Origin of the sequence: Escherichia sp. KTE52 (assembly GCF_000408325.1) — a bacterium.
GTDB classification, from domain to species: Bacteria; Pseudomonadota; Gammaproteobacteria; order Enterobacterales; family Enterobacteriaceae; genus Escherichia; species Escherichia marmotae.
Genome location: NZ_KE138680.1, coordinates 1,742,784 through 1,755,602, shown reverse-complemented (window position 1 = coordinate 1,755,602; position 12,819 = coordinate 1,742,784). Strand labels below are relative to the sequence as shown.

Sequence of the window (12,819 nt, the reverse complement as noted above, 5' to 3'; positions counted from 1 at the left end):
CGGGGAAGGAAAATCATGTCACTTGTCACCGATCTACCCGCCATTTTCGATCAGTTCTCCGAAGCTCGCCAAAAAGGCTTTCTCACCGTCATGGATCTCAAAGAGCGCGGCATTCCGCTGGTTGGCACCTACTGCACGTTTATGCCGCAGGAGATCCCAATGGCCGCCGGGGCGGTTGTTGTCTCGCTCTGTTCCACCTCTGATGAAACCATTGAAGAAGCGGAGAAAGATCTGCCGCGCAACCTCTGTCCGCTGATTAAAAGTAGCTACGGCTTCGGCAAAACTGATAAATGCCCTTACTTTTACTTTTCTGATCTGGTGGTCGGTGAAACTACCTGCGACGGCAAAAAGAAAATGTACGAGTACATGGCGGAGTTTAAACCCGTGCATGTGATGCAACTGCCGAACAGTGTGCAGGACGAGGCTTCGCGCGCGTTGTGGAAAGCTGAAATGCTGCGCTTGCAAAAGGTAGTGGAAGAACGTTTCGGACAAGAGATCACAGAAGACGCGTTGCGCGATGCCATTACACTGAAAAATCGCGAACGCCGTGCACTGGCGAACTTCTATCATCTGGGGCAGTTAAATCCCCCGGCGCTTAGCGGCAGCGACATTCTGAAAGTCGTTTACGGCGCAACCTTCCGTTTCGATAAAGACGCATTGATCAATGAACTGGATACAATGACCGCCCGCGTTCGTCAGCAATGGGAAGAAGGTCAGCGGCTGGAGCCGCGTCCACGCATTTTAATTACCGGCTGCCCAATTGGCGGCGCAGCAGAGAAAGTGGTGCGCGCGATTGAAGAGAACGGCGGCTGGGTGGTCGGTTATGAAAACTGCACGGGGGCAAAAGCGACTGAGCAATGTGTGGCGGAAACGGGCGATGTCTATGATGCGCTGGCCAACAAGTATCTGGCGATTGGCTGCTCCTGTGTTTCTCCGAATGATCAACGTCTGAAAATGCTCAGCCAGATGGTGGAGGAGTATCAGGTCGATGGCGTGGTAGACGTGATTTTGCAGGCGTGTCATACCTACGCGGTGGAATCGTTGGCGATTAAACGTCACGTGCGCCAGCAGCACAACATTCCTTATATCGCCATTGAAACGGACTACTCCACTTCGGATATCGGGCAGCTCAGTACCCGCGTCGCGGCCTTTATTGAGATGCTGTAAGAGGTGGCTGTGAGGTATTCGATAGGCATTGATTCCGGTTCTACCGCCACCAAAGGGATCTTACTGGCAGACGGCGTAATTATGCGCCGTTTCCTCGTTCCAACACCATTTCGCCCGGCAATAGCAATTACAGAAGCCTGGGAAACTCTGCGCGAAGGGTTAGAGACAACGCCGTTTCTGACGCTCACCGGTTACGGGCGGCAACTGGTGGATTTTGCCGATAAACAGGTGACGGAAATCTCCTGCCACGGGCTGGGAGCGCGGTTTCTTGCGCCAGCAACGCGCGCGGTGATCGACATCGGCGGCCAGGACAGCAAAGTGATTCAACTTGATGGTGACGGTAATCTGTGTGACTTCCTGATGAATGACAAATGTGCGGCAGGAACCGGACGTTTTCTGGAAGTGATTTCGCGTACGCTGGGCACCAGCATCGAGGAACTCGACTGTATTACCGAAAATGTGCCACCGCACGCCATCAGCAGTATGTGTACGGTGTTTGCCGAATCAGAAGTGATCAGTCTGCGTTCTGCCGGGGTAGCGCCGGAAGCGATTCTCGCCGGAGTGATTAACGCTATGGCGCGCCGCAGCGCCAATTTCATTGCTCGTCTCTCCTGTGAAGCGCCGATTCTGTTTACTGGCGGTGTCAGCCATTGCCAGGTCTTTTCCCGGATGCTGGAAACTCACCTGGGAATGCCAGTACATACCCATCCTGATGCACAATTCGCTGGCGCAATTGGCGCAGCGGTGATTGGTCAGCGGCAGAGAAAACGGGCATGACGGAATTCTTATTTTTATTTCATTCAACGGTCGGCGTCGTGCAAACGCGCAAGGCGCTGCAAGCAGCGGGCATGGCTTTTCGCGTCTCGGATATTCCCCGTGAGTTACGTGGAGGCTGTGGGCTATGCATCTGGTTGAGGTGTCCTGCTGGTGAGGAAACACAATGGGTTATCCCAGGTCAAACAGAGTCAATTTATTATCAGCAGGATGGGAGCTGGCTGTGTATTGCAGATTACGATTCAACTCCGCGTTAAGGATTCATTAAGATCGCTACGTATACTTCTCGATATCTTATTGATTTGCCTTAAAGGGAATGCCATGACAAAAAGTTTTTCGTTACATAAACGCATCACGGGTATTGCTATTCTTTTTGCCATCGTAGTCGTGAGTTTTTTCTTTGTGCAATCTTGCGCCCGTAAAAGCAATCATGCGACATCATTTCAGAATTACCACGCCACCATTGACGGCAAAAAAATTGAAGGTGTAACGAATAATATCTCCTCGCTGACCTGGTCGGCACAGAGCAATACCCTGTTTAGCACTATCAACAAGCCCGCGGCAATTGTTGAAATGACCACCAATGGCGACTTGATCCGCACTATTCCTCTGGATTTTGTGAAAGATCTCGAGACGATCGAATACATTGGCGATAATCAGTTTGTCATTAGCGATGAGCGCGATTATGCCATTTATGTCATTTCTCTTAATGAAAACTCAGAGGTGAAAATCCTCAAAAAAATAAAAATCCCGCTGCAGGAAACGCCGACCAATAGTGGTTTTGAAGGACTGGCTTATTCTCGCCAGGACCACACTTTTTGGTTTTTTAAAGAGAAAAACCCGATTGAGATCTATAAAGTTACCGGACTATTACGTAGTGACGAGTTGCACATTAGCAAGGATAAATCATTACAACGGCAATTTACTTTAGACGACGTGTCTGGCGCGGAATTTAACCCACAAAAAAATACACTTCTGGTGCTGTCTCATGAGTCTCGCGCACTCCAGGAAGTCACCCAAACAGGCGAGGTCATCGGTGAGATGTCGCTTACCAAAGGTAGCCGGGGTTTGTCACATAACATCAAACAGGCCGAAGGGATAGCGATGGACGCCACTGGCAATATCTATATCGTTGGCGAACCCAATCTTTTTTATCGCTTTACCCCTACATCATCACATTAACAGGCTGGCATGTTTTCCTTTTTTGTTATTAACTTGTTAACAACAAAAAAAATACAAATAAGGTAAAACATGTCCCCTTCATTGCATCCCGTAGAACGCTTCTCTTTCAGCACCGCGTTTTTTGGGATGCTGGTTCTGACCTTAGGGATGGGGTTAGGCCGCTTTCTGTATACGCCAATGCTACCTGTCATGCTGGCGGAAGGAACGTTTTCATTTAGCGAACTGTCGTGGATTGCCAGCGGCAACTACGCAGGGTATCTGGCAGGCAGCATGCTGTTTTCATTCGGCGCGTTTCATCTGCCGTCGCGTCTGCGCCCGTTTTTATTGGCTTGCGCCCTGGCAACCGGATTATTGATCCTCGCGATGGCATGGTTGCCGACTTTTGTTCTGGTGTTGTTGATTCGCTTTCTGGCGGGTGTCGCCAGCGCCGGAATGCTGATATTCGGCTCGACGCTGATTATGCAACATACCCGCCATCCCTTTGTGCTTGCGGCGCTGTTTTCTGGCGTTGGCGTCGGTATCGCGCTGGGCAATGAATATGTGCTGGCGGGACTGCATTTTACCCTCTCCTCGCAAACATTGTGGCAAGGAGCCGGAGCGCTTTCTGCCATTATATTGATTGTTCTGGCACTATTGATCCCGTCGAAAAAACACCTCATCGCGCCTGCGCCGTTGGCAAAAAACGATCAACAGATGATGAGTTGGTGGTTGCTGGCGATTCTGTATGGTCTGGCAGGTTTTGGTTATATCATCGTCGCCACTTACCTGCCGCTGATGGCGAAAGATGCAGGCTCGCCATTGTTAACCGCCCATCTCTGGACGCTGGTTGGCTTGTCGATTGTCCCGGGTTGCTTTAGCTGGCTGTGGGCGGCAAAACGCTGGGGAGCGTTACCTTGCCTGACAGCGAACTTACTGGTGCAAGCGATCTGCGTACTGTTAACCCTCGCCAGCAGCTCGCCTTTATTACTCATCATCAGTAGTGTTGGGTTTGGCGGCACCTTTATGGGCACCACCTCGCTGGTGATGACCATCGCCCGCCAGCTTAGTGTGCCGGGAAACCTCAACCTGTTAGGCTTTGTGACGCTTATTTACGGCATTGGGCAAATTCTTGGCCCGGCGCTGACCAGTTTGCTCGGCAACGGAACATCGGCTCTCGCCAGTGCCACTCTCTGTGGCGCAGCGGCGTTGTTTATTGCGGCGCTGATCTGCACAGTGCAATTGTTTAAGCTGCAAGTGGTGACTTCATAAGGGCTGTTTCCCTTGCCAGTCAAGAAACTCAACCGCAACGGTTGATGTCAGCCAGACCCCGTTTTCCGCTTGCCAGAAAGGTATTCCTCGTTTCGCCATTTCCTGTGCTTTGACGGTTAAGATAACCGGCGCTCCGTGTCTTTCTCCTACTTTGCGAGCTGTCGCTTCATCAGCAGAGAGATGCACATAGTGACGCTCCCCTGCAATTAATCCCTGACTTTTTATCGCCTCAAGGAAACGACTTGCCGTACCGTGGTAGAGAAATTGTGGCGGTGTTTTTTCGGTGAAGGCAATAGCGACCTGCGAAGTCGAATGCCCCTGAACAGCACGAATACACCTACCATCACTGGAATAACTAAAGCGCTTCTTATCACTGGTGGCGACCACGGAATCCAGTAATGCACGCGTTAACCGCTTGCCCGCTTTTTGTGCACAGAGTATGAGCTTATCGATATTCGCCCACCCTTCACGATCCAGCACGATGCCAATCGCCTCTGGTTTATGTCGGAGGACAAAACTTAAAAACTTACTCGTATCCGCCAGATCTTTTTCACTGTACTTTGCCATTTTGCATTCATCCTTGTATTTTCTGCCTTTACTTACTCATCGTTATTGTCACTGTGTTTATGAATTTTCTGCAACTCAATCCTATTTTTCCACTCTGCAAAAAACACGTAGCAACACACGGTCACAAAAACGTTGTGGGAATGCCCGGTGAAGCGGCAACTGTCTTTTAGCCACGTTGATGAGTATGGACGACGCGGTCGGCGTTGCTGCCAGCCAGGCGACCGCGGGCGCATTAACCGATCATGATGTCACCGTTTTACTGCTCGCGATGTATTTAATGGGCAACCCGGTGCAAAATGTCGGTCGCTGCCTGGAGACAGCCGAAGTGAATGCCAAATATTACCCGCATATCATTACGGTCTGCGTGATTAACGCATTGCTGTCGATTTGGGTTATGCAGCTTATTGTTTAACAAGGAGTTACCATGATTGATTATTCCGCAGCCGGTTTTACCCTGTTGCAGGGAGCGCATTTGTATGCGCCGGAGGATCGGGGTATTTGCGATGTGTTAATCGCTAACGGCAAGATTATCGCCGTTGCCAGCAATATCCCTTCTGATATCGTACCGGACTGCACGGTTGTCGATCTCAGCGGGCAGATCCTCTGTCCGGGTTTTATTGATCAACACGTCCATTTGATTGGCGGCGGCGGTGAAGCTGGCCCCACAACACGCACGCCGGAAGTGGCATTAAGCCGCCTGACGGAAGCGGGCGTCACGTCGGTAGTTGGCCTGCTGGGCACTGACTCTATCTCTCGCCATCCGGAATCCCTACTCGCCAAGACCCGAGCACTCAATGAAGAAGGCATCAGCGCCTGGATGCTGACCGGTGCTTATCATGTACCTTCCCGCACCATTACGGGTTCTGTGGAAAAGGATGTGGCGATTATCGATCGCGTGATTGGCGTGAAATGTGCCATCTCTGATCACCGCTCCGCCGCGCCGGATGTTTACCATCTGGCCAATATGGCAGCAGAATCCCGCGTTGGTGGCTTGCTCGGCGGTAAGCCTGGCGTCACCGTGTTCCACATGGGCGACAGCAAAAAGGCGTTACAGCCCATCTATGACCTCCTGGAAAACTGCGATGTGCCAATCAGTAAGTTGCTGCCGACGCATGTTAACCGCAACGTGCCTTTGTTTGAGCAGGCGCTGGAGTTCGCGCGCCAGGGTGGCACCATCGACATTACCAGCAGCATTGACGAACCGGTCGCCCCTGCCGAAGGTATTGCCCGCGCCGTTCAGGCGGGTATTCCGCTGGCACGCGTCACCCTTAGCTCTGACGGCAACGGCAGCCAACCCTTCTTCGACGACGAAGGGAATTTAACCCATATCGGCGTTGCGGGTTTTGAGACGTTGCTGGAAACCGTGCAGGTGCTGGTTAAAGACTACGGTTTCAGTATCAGCGATGCCCTGCGCCCGCTCACCAGTAGCGTAGCCGGTTTCCTTAACCTGACCGGGAAAGGTGAAATCCTGCCAGGTAATGACGCGGATTTGCTGGTATTGACACCGAAGCTGCGCATTGCGCAGGTATACGCTCGCGGCAAACTGATGGTCAAAGACGGCAAGGCGTGTGTGAAAGGAACGTTTGAAACTGCATAAGCGGTTGTCAGCCGCCCGAATAGACGTAGAATGCCCGCACGGGTGGCTGACTGAGTAAAACGCAGGAGATTGTATTTAGCTGACTTTCCCCAACATCGCACTGCACCAACCGCCATGCTGCCAGATCAATTCCAATGTTAGCGGTTCATCGTCGTGGTACAGCATCATCTCCAGACTGATTGCCAGATCGTGGCAATATACTTCTTTCAGACTCACCTGCAATGCTGCAATACGTGGTTCATGAAATAAAAGAGCGGAACGCAACTGGCGGCAATACCAACTCTGGAGACGTTTGTCGCACTTATTATGCCCTTGCCACTCAGGCATGCCAGAAACAAGTAATGTTGGTAGCGGTGAATGAGGAGAATTAAAAAGTTGAAAGAGATCCTGGCATACGGAATCACGCAGCAATGATGTATTGCTTCCTGTTTTTTCAGGTAATACGGTCTGAAGTAATTGGCGCATCATTTTGCGCACTCCTGACGTTTAGCAGCATCGATATCTTGCCCTGACGGCAGGATACCACTGAGTTGATGCTCATTTTCCATAGTCATTCCTTTTTGCTCATTACGTCCGTGACTGATACAGGCCTAATTCTTGCCCGCGAAGTATAAGACCCTGAACAGAAATGAAGATCCACTTACTTTTTATTTAAAAAGATATAATTTGATAAAAATCACTAAATCAGATAGAAACAAATCAATATATTTTGATTATTCCGAATGATTACTCAGATTTAAATAGAGATATAACATTTATAAAAGATATGTAATAAGTAATTATTAAATTACTCATAGTTTATTATTAATAATATATGTTATTACATGGCTACAAGACCCGGTGCAAAGCAGCTCAACTTTGCACCAGAAATAAGGGTTCAGGCGTCAACTTTATCCAATGGCCAGGAGTCAAAGAGATAACCATCAAAATAGATATCATCGACGTTGGAAAATTCCAGCAAACGCTGTTTCACATTTTCCAGATGCTGCCACATTGCCAGCTTCGCCGCACGGGCGTCTTTTTTGATTAACGCCGCGAGGATCTGTTTGTGATCGCCCAGCCACTCTTTGCGGTATAAGCTGTCATCCAGATGGCTGTGCAACTGGATCCACATCGGATTGTTTTCCCGCCACTGCCAGGACTGACGGAACAACTCCACCAGCATACTGTTATGGGTTGCTTCGGCAATGGCGAGGTGAAACTGCATGTCACCGCTTTCGCTGCTGCCCGGCGCACTGGAAGCCAGTTCGCGTTCTTCAAGCTGCAATGCCTGGCGCATTTTCACAATGTCTTCCCGTGTTGCCTGCAAGGCGGCAAACTCGGCTATGTTGCTCTCCAGCAACTGGCGCGCCTGTAACAGCTCAAAAGGACCAGCGTCGTTGCAGGCGTTAACATCTGCGCTGTCCGCACTCTTACTGGTGGAACTGTCAAGAACATAGATACCGGCACCACGGCGTACTTCTACCAGCCCTTTGATCTCCAGCATGATCAATGCTTCACGTACCACAGTACGCGTGACGTCGAGCATTTCTGCGATCTCACGCTCCGGCGGCAGCCGTTCGCCAGGATTGTACGGCGTCTTAATGATCAGATCGCGGATCATTGCCCCGACTTCCTGGTAAGGTCTTTGCGCAGAGGTGGCAGATTTCATGGTGTTGTGTCCGTTAGGTGCGGTTAATCAAATTTTTGCCGGATGCGGCGTGAACGCCTTATCCGGCCTACAACGGGCAATTTTACGGCACCCGTTAATCTCAAACTATACCATTTGCACTGGAAGTTGGCACGTACAGGTGGGCAAAAAAACGAAAACTGGTCAACCAAATATAAATTTGATTGACCAGTCAGTCTGTAGGGTAATCAGTCAGTTACAGAGCAGCCACGCACTCACGCGCACCACGTTCGCACAGTTGCTGATATGCAGTCGTCACCGCGCCAACAAAGTCCGCGTTCTGCGGCAGATCATCGGCAAAAATACCGCTCAGACCCAGCAGAGCTTTCACACGTTCCGCCCCCTGATATTGCGCGTTGATCTTCTGAAACTCCGCCAGCATCGGGTCGACCACGTCGATGGCGTTGCCTTGCTCATCAACCCCTTGGGTGTAACGCATCCAGCCCGCGACACCGAGTGCCAGATGACGCCAGCTACCGCCGTTTTGCAAATGCAAGCGAACCGGATCCAGCAGACGCTGCGGCAACTTCTGGCTGCCGTCCATCGCAATCTGCCAGGTGCGATGACGCAGAGACGGGTTGCTGAAACGCTCGATCAGCAGCGTCGCATACGCGTTCAGGTCTGTACCTTCCGGCATCGACAGCGTCGGCGCTTGTTCCTGCATCATCAGAGCAAAGGCCGCTTTGCGATAATCCGCGTTGGTCATGGTATCAGCGATGGTTTCATAACCACCGAGGTAACCGAGGTACGCCAGGAAAGAGTGACTGCCGTTAAGCATACGCAGTTTCATCATTTCGAACGGAACAACGTCCGCAACGAACTGTGCGCCGACTTTATCCCAGTCCGGGCGACCATTGACGAAGTTATCTTCAATCACCCACTGACGGAACGGCTCGCAGGCAATGGCACACGGATCGTAAACGCCCAACTGGTCAGCAATTTCCTGCAATGTTTCAGGAGTAGCCGCCGGAACAATGCGGTCAACCATTGTGCACGGGAAAGTCACGTTCTCTTCAATCCATGCCGCCAGTTGCGGATCACGAGCCTGAGCCAGTCCCAGTACTGCGACTTTCGCCACATGACCGTTTTCACGCACGTTGTCGCAAGACATCACCGTAAAAGCTTTCAGCCCTTTTTCACGACGCAGACGCAGGGCTTCTACGATGTAACCAATTGCAGACTTCGGCGCGGTCGGGTTTTCCAGATCGTGCTTAATCAGCGGGTTATTGAGATCCAACTGACCGCTTGCCGCGTCGGCACAGTAGCCTTTTTCCGTGACCGTCAGGGAAACAATTGCCGTCTGCGGACGCGCCATCGCGTTCAGAATGCCTTCGCAACCGTCGATTTCCGGGTGCAGCGCTTCTTTCATCGAACCGATAATTTTCAGCTCGGTGCTTTCTGCGCCTTTTTCCGCCACGGTATACAACAGTTGCTGTTTTTTCAGGTTTTCGATCAGCACGCGGTCGTTACCTGGCATCAGGTTAACTTCGCAGATCCCCCAGTCGCTGTCGGTGCTTTCCAGCAAATGGTGGGTATACAGCGCCTGGTGCGCGCGGTGGAACGCCCCGCAACCGAGATGCACAATGCGTGATTCCAGACGAGAATGATCCCATGACGGGCGGGCAACCGGCAGATTGCTGTCAACAATAGTAGTCATCGTAAACTCCAGAATCCGTCTTCAGAGAGTGACGGCAAGGAAGAAGGAACCGGCACGGCGCGAAGCCATGCCGGTGAGTATTAACGGCTAAAGAAAGCGCGTTGGATCGCCAGTTCGACACCGCGAACTTCGGCCAGGCCTTTCAGACGACCAATAGCGGAGTAACCAGGGTTGGTTTTCTTCTTCAGGTCGTCCAGCATCTGGTGACCGTGGTCCGGACGCATCGGGATCAGGTCTTCTTTGCCTTCCGCTTTACGACGGTGCTCTTCTTCAACGATCGCTTTCACCACTTCGTACATATCAACGTCACCGTTCAGGTGCGCCGCTTCGTGGAAGGTTTTCGGGTTTTCTTCACGCATGGTGGAACGCAGATGGGTGAAGTAAATACGTGGACCAAACTGCTTGATCATATCAACCAGATCGTTGTCAGCACGCACGCCGTAAGAACCGGTACACATGGTGAAACCGTTCGCCATGCTGTTTACGGTGTCAACCATCCACTGCATATCTTCAATGGTGGAAACGATGCGCGGCAGGCCGAGGATCGGGCGCGGCGGATCGTCCGGGTGAACAGCCATGCGCACGCCAACTTCTTCCGCAACCGGAATGATCGCCTTCAGGAAGACAGCAAAGTTTTCGCGCAGTTTGGCTTTGTCGATATCTTTGTACAGTTCCAGGTGCTTACGGAACTGATCGAGGGTGTAGCCTTCTTCCGCGCCCGGCAGACCCGCAATGATGTTACGAGTCAGACGCGCTTTGTCTTCATCGCTCATGGTGGCGAAGCGTTCTGCTGCCTGAGCAATTTCTTCTTCGGTGTAATCCGCTTCTGCGCCTGGACGTTTCAGGATGTGCATTTCGAATGCAGCAAATTCGATCTGGTCGAAGCGCAGTGCTTTGGAGCCGTCCGGTAGCACATATTCGAGGTCAGTACGGGTCCAGTCGAGAACCGGCATGAAGTTGTAGCACACGGTGCGAATGCCGCACTGCGCCAGGTTGCGCAGGGTCTGCTGATAGTTAGCAATCCACTGCTCATAGTTGCCAGTGTGAGTTTTGATATCTTCGTGAATTGGCACGCTTTCCACGACAGACCACACCAGGCCCGCGTCTTCAATGATAGCCTTGCGTTTGAGGATTTCTTCAACGGACCATACTTCGCCGTTCGGGATATGGTGCAGCGCGGTAACCACGCCAGTTGCGCCCGCCTGACGGACATCTGCTAAAGAAACCGGATCGTTAGGGCCGTACCAGCGCCAGGTCTGTTCCATGATATTTCCTCTTTCACATAGCGGGTTCCACAGCGAAGAGACGCGGAACCCCGGAGTTGTTTAGGTATCCGGATGAACAACCAGACCGCAGCCGTGGCGTTGCATCGGATGAGATGGCGTATAAGTTCTACCTTTTGGTAAGACATGTCAACCCGAATTCTAAAATTGGTTAACCACATCACAAGAAATCCACTCTCACACAGGTTGATGCAAATTACAGCAAAGGGTATTCAGCGGTTATTGATCGGGGGATGTGATATTCATCGCAACAATGGTTGACCAATTTGCATAACATGTCGCCCAAAATAGCAATGGTTCAACCAGGTAAGGTAAAACGTTATGCATGTGCTTAACATTCTTTGGGTGGTATTCGGCATCGGCCTGATGCTGGTACTGAATTTGAAGTTCAAGATCAACTCGATGGTGGCTTTGCTGGTGGCAGCGTTGTCCGTTGGGATGCTGGCGGGTATGGATCTGATGTCGCTGCTGCACACCATGAAAGCGGGCTTTGGCAACACGCTGGGGGAACTGGCGATCATCGTGGTGTTCGGTGCGGTCATCGGTAAGCTGATGGTTGACTCTGGTGCGGCTCACCAGATAGCGCACACGCTGCTGGCGCGTCTCGGCCTGCGCTATGTTCAGATATCGGTGATCATCATCGGCCTGATTTTCGGTCTGGCGATGTTCTATGAAGTGGCCTTTATCATGCTGGCACCGCTGGTGATCGTGATTGCCGCCGAAGCTAAAATTCCCTTCCTGAAACTGGCTATCCCGGCAGTAGCGGCTGCAACCACCGCACATTCACTGTTCCCACCGCAGCCGGGTCCGGTGGCGCTGGTCAATGCTTACGGCGCAGATATGGGGATGGTTTACATCTATGGCGTGCTGGTGACTATTCCCAGCGTTATCTGTGCGGGGCTGATCCTGCCGAAGTTTCTCGGTAATCTTGAGCGCCCAACGCCGTCATTCCTGAAAGCGGATCAACCGGTAGATATGAATAACCTGCCCTCTTTCGGCATTTCCATTCTTGTGCCGTTGATCCCGGCGATCATTATGATCTCCACCACCATCGCTAATATTTGGTTAGTAAAAGACACACCGGCATGGGAAGTGGTTAACTTTATTGGTTCCTCCCCAATTGCGATGTTTATCGCGATGGTGGTTGCGTTCGTACTCTTTGGCACCGCACGCGGCCACGACATGCAGTGGGTGATGAACGCCTTTGAAAGCGCGGTAAAAAGTATTGCGATGGTGATTCTGATCATCGGTGCAGGCGGCGTGCTGAAGCAAACCATTATCGACACAGGCATTGGTGACACCATCGGCATGCTGATGTCGCACGGCAACATTTCTCCATACATCATGGCGTGGCTGATCACCGTGCTGATTCGTCTGGCGACTGGTCAGGGTGTCGTTTCAGCGATGACCGCCGCCGGGATTATCAGTGCCGCAATTCTTGATCCAGCAACCGGTCAATTGGTTGGTGTAAATCCGGCGCTGCTGGTTCTGGCAACTGCCGCGGGTTCCAACACCCTCACCCACATTAACGATGCCTCTTTCTGGCTGTTCAAAGGTTATTTTGATCTGTCAGTAAAAGACACCCTGAAAACCTGGGGTCTGCTGGAGCTGGTCAACTCCGTGGTTGGGCTGATTATTGTGTTGATTATCAGTATGGTGGCGTAAAGGAATATCA

The 12,819-nt window shown here is 51.6% G+C and carries 12 protein-coding genes and 1 pseudogene; 8 read left to right on the top strand and 5 right to left on the bottom strand.

Annotation, left to right across the window (positions count from 1 at the left end; genetic code table 11):
* The first annotated feature begins 15 nt into the window (after window positions 1-15).
* From A1SC_RS03480 to A1SC_RS03500, 5 genes are all read left to right on the top strand, one after another.
* A complete protein-coding gene (locus A1SC_RS03480; RefSeq protein ID WP_016262832.1) occupies window positions 16-1,167 on the top strand; it encodes a double-cubane-cluster-containing anaerobic reductase in 1,152 nt (383 codons plus the stop codon).
* 9 nt (window positions 1,168-1,176) lie between these two features.
* A complete protein-coding gene (yjiL, locus tag A1SC_RS03485) occupies window positions 1,177-1,944 on the top strand; it encodes a putative 2-hydroxyacyl-CoA dehydratase activator YjiL (protein WP_001517686.1) in 768 nt (255 codons plus the stop codon).
* Window positions 1,941-2,198: a putative Se/S carrier protein gene (locus A1SC_RS03490; protein WP_001517685.1), complete on the top strand. Its 258-nt coding sequence runs from the start codon at window positions 1,941-1,943 to the stop codon at window positions 2,196-2,198. The genes yjiL and A1SC_RS03490 overlap by 4 nt, the downstream gene beginning before the upstream one ends.
* A 64-nt stretch (window positions 2,199-2,262) precedes the next feature.
* Entirely contained in the window at window positions 2,263-3,123 is an 861-nt protein-coding gene (locus tag A1SC_RS03495; protein WP_016262831.1) for an SdiA-regulated domain-containing protein, read from the top strand.
* A 69-nt stretch (window positions 3,124-3,192) separates the two neighbouring features.
* Window positions 3,193-4,371, top strand: coding sequence for an MFS transporter (locus A1SC_RS03500; RefSeq protein WP_000075091.1), 1,179 nt, complete (start codon window positions 3,193-3,195; stop codon window positions 4,369-4,371).
* On the opposite strand, the gene kptA is transcribed toward A1SC_RS03500, so the two are convergent.
* A complete protein-coding gene (kptA, locus tag A1SC_RS03505) occupies window positions 4,366-4,938 on the bottom strand; it encodes an RNA 2'-phosphotransferase (RefSeq protein WP_001151954.1) in 573 nt (190 codons plus the stop codon). The two genes, A1SC_RS03500 and kptA, sit on opposite strands and share 6 nt — an antisense overlap.
* A 137-nt stretch (window positions 4,939-5,075) precedes the next feature.
* Between kptA and A1SC_RS24795 the strand changes: the two are divergent.
* Together A1SC_RS24795 and iadA are read left to right on the top strand one after the other, a co-directional pair.
* Window positions 5,076-5,350 (top strand): annotated as a pseudogene (locus tag A1SC_RS24795) (hypothetical protein); the annotation flags it as partial.
* A gap of 12 nt (window positions 5,351-5,362) precedes the next feature.
* Window positions 5,363-6,535, top strand: coding sequence for a beta-aspartyl-peptidase (iadA, locus tag A1SC_RS03510; protein ID WP_016249540.1), 1,173 nt, complete (start codon window positions 5,363-5,365; stop codon window positions 6,533-6,535).
* 75 nt (window positions 6,536-6,610) lie between these two features.
* On the opposite strand, the gene iraD is transcribed toward iadA, so the two are convergent.
* The 4 genes from iraD to uxuA form a co-directional block, all read right to left on the bottom strand.
* Window positions 6,611-7,003, bottom strand: coding sequence for an anti-adapter protein IraD (iraD, locus tag A1SC_RS03515; protein WP_001517680.1), 393 nt, complete (start codon window positions 7,001-7,003; stop codon window positions 6,611-6,613).
* A 409-nt stretch (window positions 7,004-7,412) separates the two neighbouring features.
* On the bottom strand, window positions 7,413-8,186 hold the full coding sequence (uxuR, locus tag A1SC_RS03520; RefSeq protein WP_000833695.1) for a Uxu operon transcriptional regulator: 774 nt from the start codon (window positions 8,184-8,186) through the stop codon (window positions 7,413-7,415).
* A gap of 214 nt (window positions 8,187-8,400) precedes the next feature.
* On the bottom strand, window positions 8,401-9,861 hold the full coding sequence (locus A1SC_RS03525) for a fructuronate reductase (RefSeq protein WP_016262830.1): 1,461 nt from the start codon (window positions 9,859-9,861) through the stop codon (window positions 8,401-8,403).
* Window positions 9,862-9,941: 80 nt separating this feature from the next.
* Window positions 9,942-11,126, bottom strand: coding sequence for a mannonate dehydratase (uxuA, locus tag A1SC_RS03530; RefSeq protein WP_001517676.1), 1,185 nt, complete (start codon window positions 11,124-11,126; stop codon window positions 9,942-9,944).
* 339 nt (window positions 11,127-11,465) lie between these two features.
* On the opposite strand from uxuA, the gene gntP reads away from it, so the two are divergent.
* A complete protein-coding gene (gene gntP, locus A1SC_RS03535) occupies window positions 11,466-12,809 on the top strand; it encodes a gluconate permease GntP (protein WP_000558241.1) in 1,344 nt (447 codons plus the stop codon).
* Window positions 12,810-12,819 lie beyond the last annotated feature (10 nt).